Annotated in this window: 21 protein-coding genes; 17 read left to right on the forward strand and 4 right to left on the reverse strand. The window is 38.1% G+C overall.

Annotated elements, in window-relative coordinates; genetic code table 11:
- The first annotated feature begins 4 nt into the window (after positions 1–4).
- From ACIQ38_RS02845 to ACIQ38_RS02885, 9 genes are all read left to right on the forward strand, one after another.
- Positions 5–916 carry an acetaldehyde dehydrogenase (acetylating) gene (locus tag ACIQ38_RS02845; RefSeq protein WP_402817668.1) on the forward strand — a complete coding sequence of 304 codons (912 nt, stop codon included), beginning with the start codon at positions 5–7 and terminating at the stop codon, positions 914–916.
- Positions 913–1,923, forward strand: coding sequence for a 4-hydroxy-2-oxovalerate aldolase (gene dmpG, locus ACIQ38_RS02850; protein ID WP_402817671.1), 1,011 nt, complete (start codon positions 913–915; stop codon positions 1,921–1,923). The genes ACIQ38_RS02845 and dmpG overlap by 4 nt, the downstream gene beginning before the upstream one ends.
- A gap of 65 nt (positions 1,924–1,988) precedes the next feature.
- Positions 1,989–2,780, forward strand: a complete 792-nt coding sequence (locus ACIQ38_RS02855; RefSeq protein ID WP_402819579.1) for a 2-keto-4-pentenoate hydratase — start codon at positions 1,989–1,991, stop codon at positions 2,778–2,780.
- A complete protein-coding gene (locus ACIQ38_RS02860; RefSeq protein ID WP_402817674.1) occupies positions 2,780–3,574 on the forward strand; it encodes a 2-keto-4-pentenoate hydratase in 795 nt (264 codons plus the stop codon). The genes ACIQ38_RS02855 and ACIQ38_RS02860 overlap by 1 nt, the downstream gene beginning before the upstream one ends.
- A gap of 9 nt (positions 3,575–3,583) precedes the next feature.
- The gene (locus tag ACIQ38_RS02865) at positions 3,584–3,784 is read left to right on the forward strand and encodes a 4-oxalocrotonate tautomerase (protein WP_402817677.1); all 201 of its coding nucleotides are present in this window, start codon (positions 3,584–3,586) and stop codon (positions 3,782–3,784) included.
- A complete protein-coding gene (locus ACIQ38_RS02870) occupies positions 3,781–5,253 on the forward strand; it encodes an aldehyde dehydrogenase (protein WP_402817680.1) in 1,473 nt (490 codons plus the stop codon). The genes ACIQ38_RS02865 and ACIQ38_RS02870 overlap by 4 nt, the downstream gene beginning before the upstream one ends.
- A gap of 17 nt (positions 5,254–5,270) precedes the next feature.
- Complete coding sequence (locus ACIQ38_RS02875; protein WP_402817683.1) at positions 5,271–6,680, forward strand: PucR family transcriptional regulator; 1,410 nt, start codon at positions 5,271–5,273, stop codon at positions 6,678–6,680.
- Between the two features lie 123 nt (positions 6,681–6,803).
- A complete protein-coding gene (locus ACIQ38_RS02880; protein WP_402817686.1) occupies positions 6,804–7,466 on the forward strand; it encodes a ribonuclease H family protein in 663 nt (220 codons plus the stop codon).
- 191 nt (positions 7,467–7,657) lie between these two features.
- On the forward strand, positions 7,658–8,680 hold the full coding sequence (locus ACIQ38_RS02885; RefSeq protein ID WP_402817688.1) for an SGNH/GDSL hydrolase family protein: 1,023 nt from the start codon (positions 7,658–7,660) through the stop codon (positions 8,678–8,680).
- 51 nt (positions 8,681–8,731) lie between these two features.
- Here the strand turns inward: ACIQ38_RS02885 and ACIQ38_RS02890 are convergent, their stop codons facing one another.
- On the reverse strand, positions 8,732–9,136 hold the full coding sequence (locus ACIQ38_RS02890) for a hypothetical protein (protein ID WP_402817691.1): 405 nt from the start codon (positions 9,134–9,136) through the stop codon (positions 8,732–8,734).
- 210 nt (positions 9,137–9,346) lie between these two features.
- Here ACIQ38_RS02890 and ACIQ38_RS02895 point away from each other — a divergent pair, with 210 nt between their 5' ends.
- Both ACIQ38_RS02895 and ACIQ38_RS02900 read left to right on the forward strand, forming a co-directional pair.
- Positions 9,347–9,826, forward strand: a complete 480-nt coding sequence (locus ACIQ38_RS02895) for a metal-dependent hydrolase (protein WP_402817694.1) — start codon at positions 9,347–9,349, stop codon at positions 9,824–9,826.
- Between the two features lie 243 nt (positions 9,827–10,069).
- Positions 10,070–13,768: a choice-of-anchor I family protein gene (locus tag ACIQ38_RS02900; protein WP_402817697.1), complete on the forward strand. Its 3,699-nt coding sequence runs from the start codon at positions 10,070–10,072 to the stop codon at positions 13,766–13,768.
- 143 nt (positions 13,769–13,911) lie between these two features.
- On the opposite strand, the gene ACIQ38_RS02905 is transcribed toward ACIQ38_RS02900, so the two are convergent.
- A complete protein-coding gene (locus ACIQ38_RS02905; RefSeq protein WP_402817699.1) occupies positions 13,912–14,451 on the reverse strand; it encodes a hypothetical protein in 540 nt (179 codons plus the stop codon).
- A gap of 55 nt (positions 14,452–14,506) precedes the next feature.
- Positions 14,507–15,022 carry a hypothetical protein gene (locus ACIQ38_RS02910; RefSeq protein WP_402817702.1) on the reverse strand — a complete coding sequence of 172 codons (516 nt, stop codon included), beginning with the start codon at positions 15,020–15,022 and terminating at the stop codon, positions 14,507–14,509.
- A 167-nt stretch (positions 15,023–15,189) separates the two neighbouring features.
- Between ACIQ38_RS02910 and ACIQ38_RS02915 the strand changes: the two genes are divergently transcribed.
- The 6 genes from ACIQ38_RS02915 (at position 15,190) to ACIQ38_RS02940 (ending at position 21,936) form a co-directional block, all read left to right on the forward strand.
- Positions 15,190–15,663 (forward strand): nucleoside deaminase, encoded by a 474-nt coding sequence (locus ACIQ38_RS02915; RefSeq protein ID WP_402817705.1) that lies wholly within the window; start codon positions 15,190–15,192, stop codon positions 15,661–15,663.
- 34 nt (positions 15,664–15,697) lie between these two features.
- Positions 15,698–16,576, forward strand: coding sequence for an NAD-dependent epimerase/dehydratase family protein (locus ACIQ38_RS02920; protein ID WP_402817707.1), 879 nt, complete (start codon positions 15,698–15,700; stop codon positions 16,574–16,576).
- Between the two features lie 332 nt (positions 16,577–16,908).
- On the forward strand, positions 16,909–18,282 hold the full coding sequence (locus ACIQ38_RS02925) for a phenylacetate--CoA ligase family protein (protein ID WP_402817710.1): 1,374 nt from the start codon (positions 16,909–16,911) through the stop codon (positions 18,280–18,282).
- 23 nt (positions 18,283–18,305) lie between these two features.
- Entirely contained in the window at positions 18,306–19,511 is a 1,206-nt protein-coding gene (locus ACIQ38_RS02930; protein ID WP_402817713.1) for a CaiB/BaiF CoA transferase family protein, read from the forward strand.
- Entirely contained in the window at positions 19,511–20,464 is a 954-nt protein-coding gene (locus ACIQ38_RS02935; protein WP_402817716.1) for an amidohydrolase family protein, read from the forward strand. The genes ACIQ38_RS02930 and ACIQ38_RS02935 overlap by 1 nt, the downstream gene beginning before the upstream one ends.
- Positions 20,465–20,490: 26 nt before the next feature.
- Positions 20,491–21,936 carry an APC family permease gene (locus tag ACIQ38_RS02940; protein WP_402817718.1) on the forward strand — a complete coding sequence of 482 codons (1,446 nt, stop codon included), beginning with the start codon at positions 20,491–20,493 and terminating at the stop codon, positions 21,934–21,936.
- A gap of 37 nt (positions 21,937–21,973) precedes the next feature.
- On the opposite strand, the gene ACIQ38_RS02945 is transcribed toward ACIQ38_RS02940, so the two are convergent.
- Entirely contained in the window at positions 21,974–22,897 is a 924-nt protein-coding gene (locus tag ACIQ38_RS02945; RefSeq protein WP_402817721.1) for a LysR family transcriptional regulator, read from the reverse strand.
- Between the last annotated feature and the right edge of the window lie 6 nt (positions 22,898–22,903).

Consider the following 22,903-nt stretch of genomic DNA (forward strand, 5'->3'; position numbering starts at 1 on the left):
CCAAATGGAGAAGATTAAAGTTGCTATTCTAGGTTCCGGGAATATCGGAACAGATTTAATGTATAAAATATTAAAAACAGAAGGGGCGATGGAACTTGCTTTAATGGCTGGAATCGACCCTGATTCCGAAGGTTTAAAACGTGCAAAGGAACTTCAAATCCCGATTACCGCTGAAGGTATAGACGGGATTTTGAAGGAAAAAGACATACGCATTGTATTTGATGCGACAAGTGCAAAAGCACATCTTGCGCATGCACCTCTTTTAAAAGAAGCGAATATAATTGGAATCGATTTGACACCTGCTGCAGTTGGACCATATGTAGTACCGGCTATTAATCTAGAAGAACATTTAGAACAAGTGAATGTGAATATGATTTCCTGCAGTGGTCAAGCAACAACTCCGCTAGTGCATGCGGTTAACCGAGTAGCAGCTGTTAAATATAGTGAAATTATCGCAACGATATCGAGCGTTTCTGTTGGACCAGGGACAAGACAAAACCTAGATGAGTTTACAATTACGACAGCGAATGCTTGTCAGGGCATTGGTGGTGCCAAAAATGCACGTGCTATTCCTGTTATAAACTCAGCTGAACCCCCAATTATGATGAACAACACGGTATATGCCGTATTAGAAGAAACGGCGGATGAAGAAGCGGTCGTTCAATCGATTGAACAGATTGTGAAAGAAGTGCAAAAATATGTACCAGGTTACCGGTTAAAGCGAAGACCTTATATCGATATCCGTCACACGCCTTGGGGTGATTTGCCAACTGTTATTATCCTCAATGAAGTAGAAGGAGCGGGAGACTTTTTCCCTACTTACGCTGGTAATTTAGATATTATGACAGCAGCTGCATGCCGAGTTGGAGAGCAATTTGCTGCACATTTATTGCAAAAGAAAGGGGTTATTGTATGAACAAGCCGATATTGACAGATACAACACTTCGAGATGGTTCTCATGCAGTCAGTCACTCTTTTTCCCCTTCTTTTGTAGGGGAAGTAGTAAGTAAATTGGCTGCTGCTAAGATGCCAATTATTGAAGTAAGTCATGGGTCAGGCCTTGGTGGTTCAACGATTCAACAAGGGTTTTCTAAGCATGACGAATGGAAATTAATTGAAAGTGCTGTTGCAAATAAAAAACAATCTAAAATAGCCTCACTTTTTGTACCGGGAATTGGAACAATCCCTGAAATAAACAATGCTTCGGATATTGGAATTGATGTACTACGTATCGCTGTCCATTGTACAGAGGCAGATGTCACGCAACAGTACTTTGAACAGGCTAAAAAAAGAGGATTAGAAACAGTAGGATTTTTGATGATGAGCCATACGCAACCAGCATCGGTGTTAGCTAATCAGGCAAAACTCATGGAGAGTTTTGGGGCGGACTGCGTCTATGTTGTCGATTCGGCTGGTGCACTTGTGCCGGACGGTGTAAGAGATCGTGTTGCAAAGCTCAAAGAATCATTATCTATCAATGTAGGATTCCATGCGCATAATAATCTAGGACTAGCTATTGGTAATACGGTGGCAGCTTTAGAAGCAGGTGCCAATCAAATTGACGGAACATTGCGTGGATTAGGTGCTGGAGCTGGAAATGCACCGACGGAAGTGTTGGTTGCAGTGCTTAACAAGATGAAAATTGACACGGGAATTGATTTGACAATATTAATGGATGCGGCCGAAGAAATCATTGCTCCGGTTTTCCAATACCCATTAGTTATTGATCGGGATAATTTAGCAGCTGGTTACGCAGGTGTTTATAACAGCTTTTTGCTGCATGTGAGAGAAGCAGCTGTAAAATTTGATATTAGTCCTGTTTCTATTATGGAAGAGTTAGGTCGCCGGCATGCAGTGGCTGGTCAGGAAGACTGGATTTTGGACGTGGCGATGGAATTGGCACAAAAACAATTGGTGAAATAAAACAAGGAATGCCGTTAGTGAAAAGTCCATTAGCGGCTTTTACCTACATAGAAAGGGATGATCATATGGTATTAGTTTCTCAACTAGCGAACGAATTAATTGAAGCAGAGTATTCAAAATCTCCTATTGTTCCATTAACCGAGCGATATCCAGAGCTATCATTATCAGATGCGTATCATATTCAATTGCAATATGTGGAGAAGAAAATAGAACGCGGAGCACGCATAGTTGGAAAAAAAATCGGTGCAACAAGTAAAGCCATTCAATCGATGTTCGGAGTGCAGCAACCAGACTACGGTCATTTGTTTGACACAATGATGTTTATGGACGGCGACAAAGTTCCTCTTCAAAATCTATTGCAACCTAAAGTAGAATGTGAGATTGCATTCGTCTTAAAGAAAGATTTGATTGGACCAAATGTTACACCTCTAGATGTCATAGAAGCAACCGATTACATCGTTCCGGCGATTGAAATTATTGATAGTCGAATCGAAGACTGGAAGATTAAATTTGAAGATACTGTATCAGACAACGGGTCTTCTGCCTTAGTTGTGATGGGAAGTAGACCAACTAAATTAGAAGGCTTAGATTTAACTAGTTTAGGAATGAATGTGCTAAAAAACGGAGAATATGTGGAGTCAGCAACTGGAGCGGCAGTGCTAGGAAATCCAATTCACGCAATTGCATGGCTTGCGAATGCTTTATCTACCTATGATGTAAAGCTTTTAGCGGGAGAGATTGTCTTATCTGGTGCTTTTACAGCCGCTTTAGAAATTCAAGACGGTGATACTTTTACAGCAGAATTTGCTCATCTTGGTACCGTTTCAGCGACTTTTAATAATAGGAGGGAAAGTTGATGGAAACAATCACATTGGAAAGCGTTGTACAGGATTTATTTGAAGCAGAAAAAGGTGTAAAGACGCTTCCGCAATTCGCAAATGAGTTTCCGGGAATGGATGAAGATAAAGCTTATGATATTCAAGAAAAGCTCGTTCTGAAAAAGTGTGAAGAAGAAAACACGACCATTTCAGGATGGAAACTAGGATTGACAAGTAAAGCGAAGCAACAAATGATGGGTGTCCATGAACCTTCCTATGGTGTGTTACTAAAAAATATGAGTTTAAATGAAGGTGAATCGCACTCCCTGACGCCTTTTATTCATGCGAAGTTAGAGCCTGAACTTGCCTTTGTTTTTAAGAAAGATGTACAAGGAAGCTATATCACTCCAGCGCAAATTATGGACGCTACAGATTACGTCATACCAGCTTTTGAAATAATCGATAGCCGTTTTGAAGCCTTTAAATTTACGCTGCATGATGCTATAGCAGACAATTCCTCTTCATCTCGTTATATCTTAGGCAATCAATTTATATCACCAGAGAAAGTAGATCTACAGTTGACAGGAATTGTTTTTAGACAAAACGGTGAAGTTGTTGCAACGAGTACATTGGCAGCTGTCTTGGGGAATCCTGCTGCAGCTATTGCGTGGATGGCAAATAAAATCGCCAAAAGAAACCAATTCATACGAAAAGGGCAAGTTGTTTTAAGCGGGGCTATTACACAAGCAATGCATATTTCACCAGGGGATCATTTCTCCGCTACATTTGATGGACTTGGAACGATAAACACTAATTTTAGATTAGGGGAGTGAAGATATATTATGCCATTCATTCAAATTACAATCGCTGAAGGAAGAGAACCTGAAAAGAAAGAAAAGCTAATATATGAAGTGACCGAAACAGTATCGGCTGTAATAGGTGCTCCAAAAGAAACTATTCGTGTATTAATTACGGAAGTTCCGACTACACATTGGGGAATTGCTGGTCAATCCATTTCAAAGAGAAAAGAGGAATCTGTATGACATCTGTAGAAGTAAAGGTTAGAAGAGTACTTCATTTTATTAACGGAAAATATGAAAATTCTTCTGATGAACAAACATTTGAAGTGAAAAATCCAGCAACGCAAGAAGTGATTGCTGTTGTTTCAGAAGCTACAGAGGAAGATGTAAATAAAGTTAGTGAAGCTGCAAGAAATGCATTTGATCATGGTTCATGGAGAACGATGACTCTTGCCGATCGTTGCGATAAAATTCGTCGTATGGCTGAAATTATTCTAGAGCGTAAAGAAGAGATTGCTCGTTTGGAAGCGCTTGATGTTGGAAAACCGTATAGTCATGCATTTACGGGTGAAATTCCGCGTGCTGCACACAATTTAAAATTTTTTGCTGACTTTATGGAGAAACAAGGTGGAGAAGTTTATCCAATGGAAGAGGCTTTTCTTAATTATACCCGTTATGAACCAGTAGGTGTCGCAGGATTGATCACTCCTTGGAATGCACCATTTATGCTGACTACTTGGAAACTGGGTCCATGTTTGGCTGCGGGGAATACAGCGGTTATTAAACCAGCAGAAATGACGCCGTTATCCGTTTCCTTACTTGGAGAAATTGCAAAAGAGGCGGGAATTCCCGATGGAGTTGTCAATATTATACACGGTAAGGGAAGTGTGGTAGGGACGGCAATAACAGAAAACAAAGATGTCGATCTCATTTCGTTTACAGGCTCGACTGTTACCGGAAAGGCTATTATGCGCAATGGTGCTAATACGTTGAAAAAGTTCTCCTTTGAATTAGGCGGTAAAGCTGCCAATATTATTTTTGAAGATGCAGATTTAGATAAAGCAATTCCTGTATCCATCCAAGCTGCGTTCTTGAACTCTGGGCAAGTTTGTTTGGCTGGGTCACGCATTTTGGTGCAACGAACGATTTTAGATACTTTTATAGAGAAGTTCAAAAACGCTGCCGAATCTCTGGTCGTTGGTGATCCACAAGATTCGACAACTAAAATGGGACCACTTGTAAGTGAAGAACATTTTAAGAAAGTGAAAGGCTATTTTGAGATTGCTAAGGAAGAAGGGGCAACACTAATTACTGGGGGCGGTATTCCAGTACTTGCACCTCATTTAGAGAGCGGCTATTACTTGGAACCTACTGTTTATTATCATGAAAATCATACAGCAAGAATTTGCCAAGAAGAAATTTTCGGTCCGATTGTAACCATTATTCCTTTTGACACGGAAGAGGAAGCTTTAGCTATTGCGAATGATACGGAATACGGATTGAACGGTGTTATTTGGACGGAGAATTTAAAGCGTGCCCATCGAATTGCTCATGGTGTTCGTGCAGGTACAATTTGGGTCAACTGCTGGTTCGTTCGTGATTTGCGTGCCCCGTTTGGAGGATTTAAAAAGAGTGGTATCGGAAGAGAAGGGGGCCAGCATAGCCTAGAGTTTTTCTCAGAAGCTAAAAATATTTGTATTGCCTTGAACTGACGAGTGGAGGGAACAATATGAAACAATGGTTATCAACTAATTTTGATATTAGGTCTAACTCAGAAAATCAGGAATATACAGCTCTCAATCATCACAAGCTCCTTTTGCCAAAGGAGTCTTTTTCTACGTGGAAGCAACGAACTGTTATGGAGAATGCTGATTTTGAGAAGGAAATCGTTGTTGAAAAATCTCAGGCCTATGAAGAACTTGAAAAAGAACGAAACCAACTTCAAATGGTAATCAATATTCAAAATGCTCTTACAGATGAATTGATTCGTTCAAATCGTGTATCCAATATTTTAGATATATTAAAAAAGTATATCCCGCTACCAATTATTATTGAAAATTATAAATGCCATATTACAGATTATGAAAATATTAACTTAGTAGATGCAAAGCAACTTCAAGCCTCGTTTCATAGAAAATTAAAAGAATGGGCTATTAAAAAGACTGAGTTTTTGGAGTTGGACAATCATTGTCGTCTTGTATCACCTATCTATTTGCAAAATCAGATTTTAGGCTATTGTTCTTTTATTTACGATTCTGATAATCCGAAATCTAATGATATCGATCGAATGATTTTAGGTAGATTAACATCAATCTGTGCAATGGTCTATTTAAATAATAAAAATATACTGGAAGCCAATGCTAGAACAAAAGGTATCCTGTTTGAGAAAATATTGGCAGATGAATTTGAATCGAAGGAACAAATTTATCGTGAACTTCAGTTGCTGAATATCGATGTAAGTGGTAAATATCATATAGCTTTAATATCGTTAAAATATAATAGCTATATCAAAGAGGAGAATTTGTCCATTTTCACGAGCGTTTACGAAGAAGTTATTCAATTTTTTCAAGAAAAGGATTATGAGGTACTGTTAGTTCAACGTGCTAATGGTATATTATGCTTTATACCAGAAGATGGAGATCATGCATCTCTGAAAAATGGACCCATCGAATTTTGTATGCGAATCAAACAAAATCACCCAAAAATTCAATGCCATGTTGGTGTCAGTTCAACAGATAATGATTTGCAAAATGTAAATAGTCTAATGAAAGAAGCAATGACGGCGGCTAGATTTACAGCTAATCATCAACCTACGAAATATTTTAGAGAGTTAGGTATATTGGGCATTTTAGTTCATACTCAAGAAGAAACCGCTATTAAAAAAATAGCAGAGATAGAACTAGGATCAATCTATGGTCAGACAGAACAACAAAAAGAATATATGCTAACATTGTATGAGTTTTTGATAAATGGTGGAAATCTAGAACAAACCTCAACGAAATTAAAATTATCCATTAGTGGACTGCGTTATCGTATAAATAAAATTCGTGAAATACTTCAAGATGATTTAAAAGACTCTCAAAAACAATTCGATTTTTTGCTAGCGTTAAAAGCATTGAAAGTTATCGGTGAGTTTTAATGCCTGATATGAGGAAAGCGTAGTCCTATATGGATTGCGCTTTTTTCTTGCTCTTGTGTAAAAAAATGTACAGCATAGGGTATTCTATAAGTACATAGATATAAAAGATTGGAGTGATCTTAGATGAATGTTTTAATCGAATGGATTTATAGAACCCCGAAAGGAGTGGAAACTGTTTTTCGTTCCGATGAAATGTCAGCAGCACAGGCTTTACTCATTGGGGAAGATTTGGAGAAAACAGGTCGTGCGAAAAATTTAATATTTATGGATCGATATGATAGCTCATGGACGATAAAAGAATTGAGAAGTTATTTAAAGGGAATCGAAACAGAGCCTCATAATGTGACCGTTTATTTTGACGGTGGTTTTGACCGGGCGACTAGTAGTTCTGGTTTAGGTTGTGTTATTTATTATGAGCAAAGCGGAAAGTCATACAGATTGCGGAAGAACTCATTCGCTAATAACCTTGTGTCCAATAATGAAGCGGAATATGCAGCATTCCATCTTAGTTTGCAAGAGCTTGAAATGTTAGGGGTCCATCATCTCCCAGTTCGGTTCATTGGCGATTCACAAGTCGTAATTAACCATTTGAGTGAAGAATGGCCAGTGATTGAAAAGGATTTATTTAATTGGGCAGACCGTATTGACGGGAAGATGAAAGAGCTGGGCATTCAGCCAGAATACGAATTGGTGCCAAGAAAAGCGAATGCGGAAGCGGATCGTTTGGCTACACAGGCATTGAATGGAATTGAGATTACAGCAACTAATGAAATGAATAAGGATTAGTGAGTGGAGAAACTTGAAGGAGCAACCTAAGCAACGATATACCCTATAAACCAAAAGCTTACATCATTCTATTTTAAAATAAAGTTGTATCTCTTAATAGGGATAATTAGTATTGAAAGAAAACACAGTTTATTTACGTAATTCATACGGATACTTACGCATAAAATAGGCTGGATGAAGGGGGTAATATTATGAAGAGAATTTTATCATTTGTTTTTATTGCAATACTTACTATTTTTAGTGTGTGGACTCCTGCTGCGTATGCGAAAAGTGGGAAGATTGATTATGTGGCGTTAGGGGATTCATTGGCAGCTGGGCATACACCGTATGGCGAGAAGATTGGAAGAGGCTTTACAGATATTATTAGTGAAGAACTTGCCAAAAAAGACATATTAGCATCTTTTAATAAAGATTTTGCTATGACGGGTGAAACTAGTGTTGGTTTATTGGAAACTTTAAAGCGTGCTGAAGTGCAACAAACTGTAAAGGAAGCGGAGCTTGTTACGATTATTAGTGGAGCTAACGATTTTATAGATGAAATGTACAATCCGGTCGATGAAAGTGTGAATTTAGATCTTGCGAAAGCGACAGCATTGTTGAATAAAGTGGCTGGTAATTTAACTGCTGCCATTCAACAGATAAAGGCACTCAATTCTGAAGCGGATATTTATTTGTTTGGTTATTATTTTCCTTTACCTCATATAGCGGATGATGGGGTCAAACAACAAATGAAACTTGCTTTTAACTTCGTAAATATTAGAATGATGGAAATTGCAAAAAGCGAGGGTGTTCATTTTGTCGAAATCGCATCAACTTTTGATGTAAATGGTACCTCGTTTTTGGAAAATCCAAAAGATATTCATCCGAATGAAGCTGGATATCAAGTGTTAGCCGATCAATTTTTTCAGCAATACACAATGCCTGGCCAGGTACAAATTGATATTCCGAAAGTAATGTGGGGAAAAACGGAGCTTAAACTTGGACAAATCGGGAAAGTAACGATTCTCCAAGATACTTATTTGATGAAAATCGAAAATGATGGCTCTTTATCAACTATTCGAACGTTGAAAAAGGGTGAAGAGTACCGCGTCTACAGCTATAAAGGGCAACAGAATGGGCTTTATGGTTTAGGGGGCAGTGGCTTCGTCCAAAAGAGCGCAGCCATTCGCTATGAAACTCCATCTAAAGCGAAGTTAGCGTTATTACAAAAGTAAGATTGACTAGAAAAGCGACCGAAGTTTTTATACTTCAGCCGCTTTTTTGTTTTAGGCATTATGATTAGTATTCTGTTGTTTTGCTGGTGATTGATTATTCGCTTCCGGTAAAGATTCTTCCGATTTTGGAAGCTTCTTTTGCTGGGATTTAGGAAAGGCATTTTTTGCTTCCGTTTTAGAATCTGGTTCTTGCACTTTTTCGTTATAATATTGAACGCTTGTCATGGCCCCTTCTTCCACCATGCGATTATCATCGGGGTCTTTTGGATCTGAAAAACCGGCTTTCGTCATTTGAGTAGGCTTATGCTTTCTTGTATCGGCATAAGAAGATAATTTTGTTTTTGTATTTTTTAAAGTTGTCATTGCTTGTTCTCTATTTTCTAATTTAGTGTAGTACGCATATGCTAATGCGGCAATTCCTCCAATTAACAAGGCACATCTAGTTTTATTCGACATCTTCCTCACTCCCTAAATGTATTGTTAATATGATACCCATTTTAAATAACTGCCAAACATCCCATAATGAAAAGAGAGATTATTACGATTGTGTTACGAATTTGTTACTAGTGCCTGGCACCTGTAACATTACTACTAGACTATTTAGTCATTTGGTAAATTAGTGTAAAATAGTAATTTAGCTTATAACAAAAAGGAGAATTAAAAAGCATGACAGGAAAGACTCACATCATTGGCGGTATAACAGCAAGTCTTGCTTTTGCACAAACTTCGAATTATGATGCTATCCTTTTAGTTGGAGCAGGTGTCGTTGGTGCCTTGATTCCAGATATATGCCACAGTGGAAGTAAAATAGGGAAGAAATTACCTTTACTATCCAAAATTATTAGCGCTATTTTTGGGCATCGTACTTTTACACATAGTTTATTGTTTTTATTTCTCGTTGGAATTCTTTTGAATTCATTCGTGGCAAATGAATCCATTATAAAAGGAATTTTAGTAGGGATGGCGAGCCATTATGTATTGGATATGGCGACGAAAAATGGCATCAAATTACTTTACCCGCTTAAAGTAACCGTGCGTTTTCCTATAACAACTCGTACGGGAGGAGCGGTAGAGGATGTAGTATTTGCTGCTTTGTCGCTTTTAACAGTGTATTTTGGGTATGGTGTGTTTGTGGAATATTTTTGAGAGAAGGAAGAGTGTTACAAAATTGTTACAGGTGCCTGGCACCCGCAACAATTTTGTAACACTTCTTTTTTGTTTTGGGTTGTTAGTTTTTGTAAAGGCATGTAAATGATAGTTTACTTGGATTTAACAATATTCACATTGTACTTAATATTTGAATTCCCTATTCTTAAGTAGGTATTGTTATATTTTTTTCTAAACATTTTTTAGTAGATTAGAAGTTCACTAAATTGTAGGGGGAAGACTATGAAGAAGAATATGGTGAAGAAATCGGTGATGGCTACTGTGCTTGCGACCTCTTTGTTTTCATCAACAGGTGTTGGTTTTGCAAACAGTTCATTGCAAGATATGGTTGATCAAGCACGTAAAGATATGAAAGAGGCTTCTTATGCTTATGTCGTATCAGCACAAAATGGAAAAATTACGACAAGCAAAGATTTATATCCTGCGCTGAACTTAGCAAAAGAAAGTTATCAAAAAGCAAAAGCGGCAATTGAAAAATCGAATGCCAAAAACAAAACAGCATTATTAAATGATTTAGAAGGCTTATATAATGAAAGAATTGCAAAAGGCGTTATTCCATACATTGATGCATATAACTATGCTACCGAATATTTAAACCCAATTATGAAGGCAATTGAAAAAGCAGAGATGGCAAAAGACTCGGCGGAAGTAGAAAAACAACTTCAAAAGCTATCGGACCAATTGAAAGCAAGATCAGCAATAATGTATCGTTTCACTGGTAAAGCACCACGCGATCTACTGTTAGCTGAATTTAAAACACCAGCTGACCAAAAATATGCGGATTCATTACATAATAAAGGCGGCTCAATTGAAGCACCACCTCTTTACAATTCTAATCCTGATAAACTAACAGTTACCCAAGTTGCCCGTTATGACAGCGGTCAAGGGGAAACAGGAACAGAAATTTTAGCTTATGATGAAAAATTGAAAAAAGCATTTGTTACAAACGGAGCGGTCGGTGGATTTGATATTTTATCATTTGCGGATGTGAAATCAGGTAAATTTACGCAAGTAGATTCTACAAAACGCGTTGTAATTGAGGATTACGATGTTAAAGGCGTAAAAAATATTACAAGTATCGCTTCTCACCCAACGGAAGATTTAATCGCAATAGCAGCTTACGCTGAAAAAACGGATCCAGGTTTTATTATTTTAGCTACAAAAGATGGGAAGTTTGTGAAGTCTGTTCAAGTTGGAGCTTTACCAGATATGGTGACTTTCTCACCTGATGGGAAAAAAGCAATTGTTGCAAATGAAGGAGAACCTAATAAGGATACGACAATTGATCCAGACGGTTCTATTTCTATTATTGACGTAGCTTCATTTGAAGAAACAACGTTAACATTTACGGAAGATATGCTAGACGATAAAGTACGTATGTCATATCAAGGAAAAGGTTCTGCTTACCTAGCGCAGCTGGAACCAGAATATGTAACGGTATCACCAGATAGCAAAACAGCTTATGTAACATTACAAGAAAACAATGCTATTGCAACGGTAGATCTTGTAAGTAACAAAATCATGTCTGTAAAAGGATTAGGTGTACTTGATCATTCTATAGCTGGAAATGAAATGGATGCGAATAAAGATGACAAAGCAATTGGTATCAATAAAGCGCCAATACTTACATGGCATATGCCAGATGCAATCGATACGTTCGTAGCTAATGGCAAAACGTACATCCTTACACCAAACGAAGGCGACTCTCGCGATTATGTAGATGATGGTGGTTATACGGAAGTAGCGGAACTTGCAGATATCGAGTTACCGATTAAATTAGATGCTTCCAATTACGAAGGTTATACACAAGCGGAACTAGATAAATTTGATTTATCCACTTTAGAAGGTTATAAAGTGACAACAGAAAATGGATTAAATGTAGCAGGCACTGAATACGAAGCGATTTATGGCTATGGTGGACGTAGCTTCTCGATTTTCGATGCACAAACGATGGAGCAAGTGTATGATAGCGGAAGTGAATTTGAACGCATTATCGCTGAGAAGACACCGCAGTATTTTAACACTAATAGCGATGAGATTAAAGTAGACAATCGCAGTGATGATAAAGGTCCAGAGCCTGAAACGGCGATCGTTGGTGAAATCGATGGAACTACTTATGGATTTATCGCTTTAGAGCGTTATAGCGGTATTATGGTTTATGATTTAACGGATGTCAAAGCACCAAAGTTTGTCACACTTATCTCGAGCCGTGATTTCTCTGAAGATGCTGCTGGAGATGTTTCACCAGAAGGATTACTATTTATCCCTGCTGAAAAGAGCCCAACAGGTAAGGCATTACTTGCTGCTACACATGAAATTTCGGGAACAGTTGCTGTCTATGAATTTGGAGAGAAAGCAGGGGAGTCAAACTTCGAACTTTCCATCATTCATACGAATGACACTCATGCAGCAATTGAAAATGCTCCAAAACGTGCAACGCTTATCAAAGAAGCTCGTAAAGAGAAACCAAATGCATTATTGCTTGATGCAGGGGATGTATTCCAAGGAACTTTATATTTTACGGAATACAAAGGTGAGGCAGATTTAGCGTTAATGAATTACATGGGGTACGATGCGATGACATTAGGTAACCATGAGTTTGACTTAGGTAAAACTGCTGAAGGGCACCAAGCTTTAGCGGAATTTGTGAAGAATGCAAAATTCCCAATCGTTACAGCGAATGTTGATTTTTCTAAAGATGAGAAGCTTGCAGGACTTCACCAGGAATCGATTGTAAACAATGCGGCTTCAGGAAATATTTATGATGGAACAATCGTAGAAATAGACGGCGAAAAAGTTGGTATTTTCGGCTTGACGACGGAGACGACTGCAGGAAGCTCAAGCCCTGACAAAGTAACTTTTGAAGATTATTTGAAAGAGGCTGAAAAGGCAGTTGCTTCATTAGAAGCGCAAGGTATCGATAAAATTGTTGCAATAAGCCACTTAGGATACGACAATCCAGTGGATAAGAATGATCTTTTATTAGCAGCTAAAGTTGAAGGCATCGATGTAATTGTTGGAGGGCATTCACACACAACATTAAAAGAAGCAACTGTTGTTGATAAAGATGAAAGTGGCGCTAAAAAGGATCCGACAGTAATCGTGCAAACTGGTTCAAGCAGTGCAAATGTCGGGACATTGGATGTTCAATTTGATGATAAGGGCGTAATTGTGAGTCATGCCAATAAATTAATAGCAGTTGGTGAGCAAGAAGAAGATGCAGAAGCAGCAGCAATTCTTGCACCGTTTACAATCGGAATTTCAGCTGTTAAAAATCAAGAAACAGGTGGAATTGCAGTTAATGCTCTAGCGAACCCTCGTACCGGTGATCCAGGCAACAAAGGAGAAAGCGTGCGAAATAGTGAAACGGCACTTGGAAACCTTGTCGCAGATAGTATGCTTGCTCAAGGTAAACTAGTATCACCAAATGCTACTATTGCTCTGCAAAATGGTGGCGGAGTTCGCGGACCAGTTGACCAAGGTCCTATTACAATGGGAGATGTACTCACTGTATTATCATTCAACAACGGTTTATACAGCGTAGACCTAACAGGAGCAGAATTAAAACAAGTCATCGAAGGTGGCCTTTCTGCTGTACCAACAGAAAGTGGATCTTTCCTACACGTAGCTGGCTTGAAAATCGAATTTGATAGCTCTAAGCCTGCAGGAAGCCGAGTAGTTTCGATACAAGCAGCAGACAAAGAGGGGAAATTTGCTCCAGTAGATGACGCAAAAACATATACAGTCATCACAAACTCTTACATTGCTGGCGGTCCTGACTTCGCCAGCGCAGCAGCTGCTGGACGTGCAACAGACATAGGTATCTCCGATTGGGAAAGCTTCGCAGAGTACTTAAAAGCAACTGACGAAGTAGATCCAAAAATCGAAGGTAGAACAGTAGACATAGCAAACCAAAAATAGAGTTACATGATTTTTACGGTGCCTGGGTGTTACAGGTGCCAGGCACCCGTAACACAAATGTAATATAGGGGTTGTCTCCAAAGTCGGTATTACTAGACTTGGGAGACAACCCCTTTTGGGCATAAAAAGGGGGCCAGCTTATTTTAGATTACAGCTAGCGTGTTTACTGTTAATTGTCCAAGGTATCGACCTGGGTTTGTTGAATAAGCAACTACTGAAGGAGAGGTTACTGTTGTTTCGACGACGATACGTCCTGCGTTGCCGAGTAAGTCGACTACTAGTAGTGCATCCCCGGCTGCGATTGCCACGTTTTGTGGGTTACCTAAATTTGTCTCTGTGAATAAAGGAATAGTTGCCACGATGACACCTAAAAGGTTTACTACTTCCAAAGAAGCGGAAACCGAAGCAATATCATTTCCTGTAAAAGCAAAACATGCGGAGACTGGTAAAGCGAGTGCTAGGATTGGCATGTTCCCAATTTCAAATGTGCTTCGAAATACGACCGTTTGACTGGATGCAGTATTCGGAGACCAAATATAAGTATCACTTCCATCAATCGATGGTGAGTTGATCGCCGGTGACGTTGATATTGCCGGAGTCGGTAGGGTCCCTGCTAGAGCGGCGGTATCTGAAATGACTATTGTATTAGCGGGAGTTGTATAAGCTTGTAATGCTAGAACCATATAAATCACCTCCTTATATAGATTTGTATTTTATAAACTACTTTTATAGGAAATCTTATAACAAGAAATCTCGTACAGTGATTTGTCCAATATATCTTCCTGGTGATGTTGCTGCAGAAACTGTTGTATCGACTACAATTCGTCCGGAGATTCCTAATAAACTAATTGCCAGAAGGGTATCACATTGGGAGATGTCCACATTTTGGGGATCAATCGATGCTCCGGTGAATAAAGGAATCGTTGTTATTACAGTTCCAAAAAGATTCACTATTTCCAATGAAGCAGAAACTGTAGCAGTCTCACTCGCAGCAAAAGCAAAGTACACAGAGATTGGTAGAGCAACAGTCGGAATTGGGATAGAACCAATATCGAATGTACTTTGAAAAGTTACTGTTTGATTGGGTGCATCATTTGGCGACCAAATATAAGCGATACTACCATCAACTAGCGGAGAAATCACTGCTGGTGGTGCAGGGACCGCTGCTGTTGGTAGAGATCCTGATGGTGCTGCTGTATCTGTAATAACTTTTGTATTAGCTGGCGTTGTATAAGCTTGTAAGACAAGGGCCATTTAAATCACCTCCTTTAATAGATTTACCAATAGCTTGGCATAGCTTAATATATGGTAAATATTTAAAGAGAGTTGGTTTAATTGGTTAGACAATCTAATATTAAGATAGAAACTATGTTACAAATATATTACGGGTGCCTGGCACCCGTAATGAGAGGAGACTGAGTATGGATAGGTTTATGAAGCAAGCAGTTGAATTGGCTATTGAAAATGTCGGGAATGGAGGGCAACCTTTTGGGGCAGTTCTTGTGAAGGATGGGGAAGTAATTGCTCAAGGGGTGAATGAATTACACATTAAGCATGACATTAGTGGGCACGCTGAGCTATTGGCCATTCGACGAGCTCAGGAGCAGTTGCAAACAGATGATTTGTCGGATACTGCGATGTATGCAAGTGGATTTCCATGTCCAATGTGTTTTGCCGCGATGAGTTTCGCTGGAATAGAAAAGGTTTATTATTGTGCGGGACTTGAAGAAGCGAAAGCAGTTGGTCTTGGTAAATCGGCAATGATTTATGATGATTTACAAAGACCACTGGAAGAGAGAGCGTTGCAAATGAAGATTATGAAGCTTGAAGAAGGATTGGAAAATCCAATGGAGGTATGGAAAAGCGTAATGAATAATCTTGCTATAAATGAATAGATATATTATGTTCATTGAAAAAGGGGGATATAAAATGAGAAAAGCATTAGTATTAGGGGGCACAAGATTTTTTGGGGTGCATTTGGTAGAAACATTATTAGCAGAAGGTTTTGAGGTGACGATTGCAACAAGGGGTATCACACCAGATTCTTTTTCAACACGGGTGAATAGAATCACCGTCGATCGATTGAATGTGGACGAACTTAAAGCATGTTGCGGAAATGAGACATGGGATATCGTTTTTGACCAAATTTGTTATTCTTCACAAGAGGCACTAGATGCAATTGAAGTGTTCCGTGACAATACCCAAAAATATGTGTTCACTTCTTCAAAATCCGTCTATGATGCAGGTAAGGGAGAAGCGGGATTTGTCGAGGAAGATTATAATCCATACGACTACGACATCATGATAGGATCAAAAGAAGATTTCACGTACAACGAAGGAAAGCGACAGGCAGAAGCGGTATTTTTTCAACAAGCACCATTCCCTGTTGCGGCAGTGAGATTTCCAATCGTTCTGGGTTTAAACGACTACACTAGAAGACTCCATTTCCATATCGAGAAAATAATGAATCAAGAGGAGATACATCTGATAAATCCAGCTGCATCTATTGATTTTATATCAGAAGAAGAGGCGGGAGAGTTTTTAGCATGGATTGGTCTTACAAGTTTCTCTGGACCGATAAATGCACTGTCTAATGGCAATGTGAAACTAAGTGACATGATTAATACTATAGAAGAAAAGACACAAACCACAGCAATCATTACTTCAACACCGACCGAAACAAATACTTCGCCGCTTAATATATCTGAATCTTGGTTAATGAACAATGAGAAAGCTAGAAATTTAGGTTTCCAATTTAAAAACTTGAATGAATGGTTGCCTCGTTTGATTGGAGATATATCACAATAAATGGAGTGAATATTACAGAAGTATTACTAGTGCCAGGCACCCACACAACTCTGTGACTATTCTGACAATTTAAATCTATTTCATGAAAGGGATGATTTCCCTCGTGAAATAGATTTTTTTTCATTCGATGATTGGCGTACTATACATAATGAATTTTTATATTACATAATTGGGTTTCCTTAAGTAAGCTGCTAAGTGATCAGAATTAGTTTGATCCATTAATTTTACTTATAGTACTATTAATTTTTTGAAGTTTTCAAGGAGACTGGATAGACGTATTATGAAATTAACAATTCTGAAAAATCAAACAAATGGAAAGGGGTTATAGTGAGATGGCTGTTTTAGTGCGGCAACAAAGAAGAGTTCCATATGCAAACTCTGTACTTAATAAAATGTCAGCAGAAGAAATTAAAGAATATCAAGAAACTTTATTACAAAAACAATTAAGGAGAGCGGTAAGAAACTCTTCCTATTATCGTCAAATTTTTAAGGAACTTTGCATACGTCCAGAAGAGATTCAAACGTTAGAAGACTTTAAACAATTGCCATTTTTTATGAATAAGGAAATGGAAAGAGAAAGTCAGCGTCGTTCTTTAGAAGAACAAGGGCATCCATTTGGAGAACATCTATTGTGCAAACCAGATGAAATTGCCTTCACGGGAACAACTAGTGGAACGTCTGGAACACCTACATTTACCTACACCTATACAGCAGAAGATGTCCAAACGATGAATAAGTATATTACTAATATGCTAGAGTACGGGGGTATTTATAAAGGAGATAGACTGTTGTTTAGTCATTCGTTAGGTATTTATGCAACTTCTTCTATATTATTTGGTGTTCGAGAGCATGGAGTATTACCAATAGATGTAGATGTACGTGCCGGTAGCCAAATGATTATGAAGTATGCGCAAATGACAAAACCATCTGGGGCGATGATGACACCATCTTTGGCAGAACATCTTATTGATCGTGCACCTGATTTAATTGGTCAGGGAGTAGGAAGCCTCCACTTAAAAGCATTATTTACCGTTGGAGAAATAGGAATTGGAATTCCGGAAATTAAAAGTAAAATTGAAACCGCTTACAACTGTAGGGTTTATGATTATCTTGGAGAGTTAGGTTTTTCTTGTGATTCGGATACTTATCATGGAATTCATTGTGTTGCACCGGATCTTGCATTATTCACAGAGGATCTTGTTGACCCTGAGACGAAAAAGCCTATTGAAGTGAAGAACGGTGTAGTAGGGGAAGTAACTATGACCGAGTTACGGATTAATGGACTTCCTCGTATCAAATATGCAACTGGTGATATGGTGCAGGTTTTTACAGATCCATGTCCAGGATGTGGATTTACAGGACATCGTGTAAAAGTGGTTGGTCGATCAGATGATTTGTTAATTATCAAAGGCGTCAACGTATATCCATCTGCTATCAAAAATGTACTATCAAAATTTCAAAGCGAGTTAACTGGCGAGTTTCGCATTGTTTTAGAAAGTCCACCTCCACGTGTTATACCACCACTGATGTTAAAGATCGAATCAGCAGCAGGAGTCACACCAAGTGATCTACCTTATATAGAAGAAAAGATAAAGCAGGCATTACATCAAGAATTACGCGTAACTCCGAGCATAGAGTGGTGCAGTCCCGGTATGCTAGGGAAACAATTAACGAAAACACCATTGTTTGAAAGAAAATATGAATAGACTGCTTAACGAGGAGGGGCAATATGAACAAACCATTAGAAGGCATAAAAATATTAGATTTAACTTGGGTTTATTCAGGTCCCTACGCTACATTATTGCTCCAAGATTTAGGTGCGGAAATAGTGAAAGTAGAAATGCCAGGAGTTGGTGATAAGACTCGGTATTTTCCACCTTTACAAAATCAGGAAAGTGGCTATTTCTATATGCTGAATCGAGATAAGAAATCCATTGCACTAGATTTGAAAAAGAAGGAAGATCAACAAGTTTTTAAACAGTTGGTAAAAAACTTTGATGTCGTAGTAGAAAATTTCCTCCCTGGAACAATGGACAAAATGAATATAGGTTATAAATCTTTACAAAGGGAAAATGCTTCATTAATCTATGCATCTATTTCAGGTTTTGGTAGTTTTGGTCCATATGCACAACTTCCTTGCATTGATCCTATAGCGCAGGCAATGGGAGGTTTAATGAGCCTAACTGGAGAGAGGGGAGGATCGCCACAAAAGACAGGTCCTGGTATTACAGATGGAATTTCTGGAATTTATCTGGCGCTTGGAATTGTAAGTGCTTTATATCAACGAATGCAAACAGGCGAAGGGCAACAAATTGAAGTGAGCATGGTAGAAAGCACTGTATCTGTTTTAGAAGACGCTATCATTCGAGCAAGTATGACAAAAGAAACGTTGGAGGCAAAAGGGAATACAGATCCGTTTGGTGCTCCTTGGGATGCATTTAAAACAAAAGATAATAAATGGGTGATGGTCTGCGCGCTAGGAAGTAAACAGTTTCAAACATGTTTCAATTTAATTGGAAGAGAAGATCTCGCCGAGGAATTTGCGGGTGAAACAGAAGATGCGTATGAAAAAAGAAACCAACACTTGGAGATGTTAAACTCTGTGTTTGGAAAGTGGGTAAAGCAACAAACTGCACAACAGGCGCTGGATATTCTTAAACAAGAAGATATTCTCATCGGTGATGTTAAGACGGTAAATGAATTGCTTACGGATCCTCATCTAATAGAACGTAAAATGTTATCTACTTTGGAGCATGAATCTTTAGGAACAATTCAAATTGCCAATTCACCTATTTTATTTAACGGTCAGCGCTATTGTTCCACTTTGAAAGAACATGTGAGTACAACCAAAATAGGAGAGCACACGGAGGAAATATTACAACAATATTTAGGTAACACGATAATTAAAAGCAAAGATAAGGAGATGAAAGAGTAATGAAGGTGGATTGTTCTAATACATTACCTGAGTTCATTATCGAAGGTTTTTCGAATCCTGGACCTGAAAATGAAGGTTACTTAAAAGTATTCGGACCACAATGGGCAGAAATGATTGGCTGGACGAAGCAAAAGTTCTTTGAAAAAATTGAGCAAACAAATATTAATTTGGTTATTCAAGAAGTAATGCAAGAAATGGAAAAACGATTTTCTATGGATAACTTTATTAAACAATTAGATGACTCAGAGATAGTTTTTCATGCTATTCATAATATGGATTACGGTAGAGATGGAGATGAGGAGCCAGCTGATCATGATTATGTGGCAAGTATACTAGCAAAATATCCTGACAAATTTTTCGGGTTTGCGGGTTTTAATCCACACAAAGGAGTTAAAAGTCTAAAAGTTGTTCGAAAGGCACTAACGGAACAAGGGTATAAGGCAGTGGTACTCCCACCATATGAGCATGGATTACCTGCTAATGATAGAAGATACTATCCTCTATACGCCTTATGTGAGGAATTAGATGTGCCAATATGGATTCATACATCGATTAATTATTTTAAGAACACCTCTTTATACATTGATCATCCTTCCAATTTGGAACAGCCTTTGACAGATTTTAAAAATCTGAAAATCATAGCGGGTCATGGTGGTTGGCCATGGGTGAACGATATGGTGGGGATGTTATTAAAATATGAAAATCTATATGTTGATACATCTGCTTTCCGTCCAAAATACGTAGCAGAAAAAAATACAGGCTGGGATATGTATATGTATTATGCTGATCGAATGCTTCAAGATAAAATATTATTTGCTACAGACTGGTTGACTATGGGGATACCTCTTTCGGAAGTAGTAAAGGAAGTGGAGAATTGGCCATTACGCGATTCTGTCAGAAGTAAATATTATTGGGAAAATGCGAATAGATTGTTCAAATTAAATCTCTCATAATAAATAGAAGCGGAGTGAACAAGCTTATGCAAAAAGTAAATGCGCCTGTCCAATCAATTCAAACAGCTAATACGTTAAACAAAGCTTTGACTAAATGGGATTTACTTTCTATAGGAATCGGAGCTGTAATAGGATGGTCATGGGTAATATACGGAGGGGTTTGGTCGACAATTCCTGGAAGTATGGGAGGAATCATTGCATTTATAATCGGTGGAATATTATGTACGTTCATTGGATTCACGTACGCTGAATTGTCTTCCGCCCTCCCTTATGCCGGCGGAGATATCGTTTATACGTATGAAGGGCTTGGTTCTAAATGGGCCTATTTCTCCGGGGCGTTCCTTACCGTAATATTCGCTGGTTTAATCATTGTTGAAACGATTATGCTACCGCTTATGTTAGGGGCATTAGGATTTCCAGTTCCTCAATTTGTTCCACTGTATACGCTAGGTGGAGAGGTAGTTTATTTGTCTTATGTAATTCTTTCTGTTTTAGTAAACCTTTTTTTTGCCATAATGAATTATAGGGGAATAGAATTTTCGAAAACCTTTCAAACCATTACGGTAGCTGTCCTATTATTCGCTGCAATTTTTTATGTGGCGAGTGGAACTGTACTTGGTAATGTGGAGAATGCTAAGCCGTTTTTTACTGGTATTGAAGGACTTTCACTAACACTTTTGATGGTACCGGGTTTTTTACTTGGTTTCAATGCGATTGCACAGGCAGCTGAAGAAACATCGATCAAGCCATCTTTAATTGGAAAAATTGTCATATTAACCGTTTGGGCAAGTGTTTTCTTCTATATTTTTATTATTATTGGAACTTCTTTTTCTACTGACATGCAATTACGTGAAACTGCTCAAATTGTCGTACTCGATTCTTTATTAGTAATGTACCCTTCTTCCTCTCTACCGATGTTGTTTGTAGCAATCGCTTCCTTAATTGGATTACTTACATCTTGGAATGCTGCTTATATAGCTGCTAGTCGGGTTTTGCTGAGTATGGGAAGAGGAAAATATATTCCGAGTAAGTTTGCCAAAATTCATAGCACTTATAAAACACCTGGTGAAGCAACGAAGTTTTTATTTATCATTACGAGCTTTGGAGCTTTGTTAGGAACAAGTCAACAAATTTTCGGAAGCCTTGTAAATGTGGTAGGTTTCTTTGCGGTATTTTCTTGGCTCCTTGTTACTATTTCATTTGTTCGTTTGAGAAAACTGCAGCCTGATTTAGTTCGTCCTTATCGTGTAAAAAGTGGGAGGACGATAGGGGTTTTGGCAATTCTTTCGCTTATATTCTATTTGTTTCTATATACTCCGTTTAATCCATTAGGTGGTTTAAATTTTGCAGAATTAATGATCACTATTGGCATCTTAATAGTCATTGCAATTGTATACTTCAAATATGTTCATTCTTCTGCAATTGATGAAAATCTTCGAAAAGCAATGCTTTTTGGTGGGGCAGAAGAGTAATGAAAAAGCACTCGATGTGGACGCATTGAGTGCTTTTTTACGGAAGGATAGGCTGGTATTTCCACTCGTTAATATACGTAGTGAGTGCCTTAATAATTTCTGACTCTTCATTGCTCCAATGTTTTTTGGCGGAGTAGACTAATCCGAGTGATACTTTTGGAAGTCCTGAATCTTGTAGTGGAATAGCAATAATTTCTCCTGAGATAACATATGGATTACTATATAGCTCATTTTCCGTTTCTATTGTAATGGCAATTCCTTTAGCAATCGTTTCACGAAGCGTATCCGTATTATTGGATTTAAAAAGAATATTTAGAGTTCCATTTCTATTTATATAATCCTTTAAAAACCAATTCATGAATTCACCATTGTACATAATTATTGGCTGTGTATGTAAATCCTCGTAGGTCACATAGTTTTTATGGGATAAGACAGAATCCTTTGATACTAGTACGTAAAACCGAATATCCATTAAAGCTTGTATACGTAAAGAAGTATGAGGCGTGATCGTCTTTTCATAAATAGCTATTAAACTTATATCAATTTCTTGGTTAATAACAGATTCCCTTAAAGACAAGGAACTCGCTTCAATATACTCAATTTCGAGCTGAGGGAACTTTTTTTGAAAGGAAAGTAAAGCAGGAGTTAAAAAGTATAAATGTAATCCTGCAACTGTACCGATTGTAAGCTTTCTATTTGATCGTTTGATTTCCATAGATTTGTCTTTCATTTCATCAATAAGGCCCATTATTTTCTGTGCTTGCTCTAGAAAAAAAGAAGCTTCTACTGTAGGGACAACCCCATTTCGAGAGCGAGTAAATAATATTAACCCTAACTCTTTTTCTAACTTAGAAATAGATTGACTAAGAGCAGACTGTGAGATGAAAAGTTCTGAAGCAGCCTTGGTTAATGAACGAAATTTATTTGCATATAAAATATGTATCAATTGTTCCAACTGCATCTATAG

The organism is Psychrobacillus sp. NPDC096389 (genome assembly GCF_044762855.1).
In the GTDB taxonomy this organism is placed as follows: Bacteria; Bacillota; Bacilli; order Bacillales_A; family Planococcaceae; genus Psychrobacillus.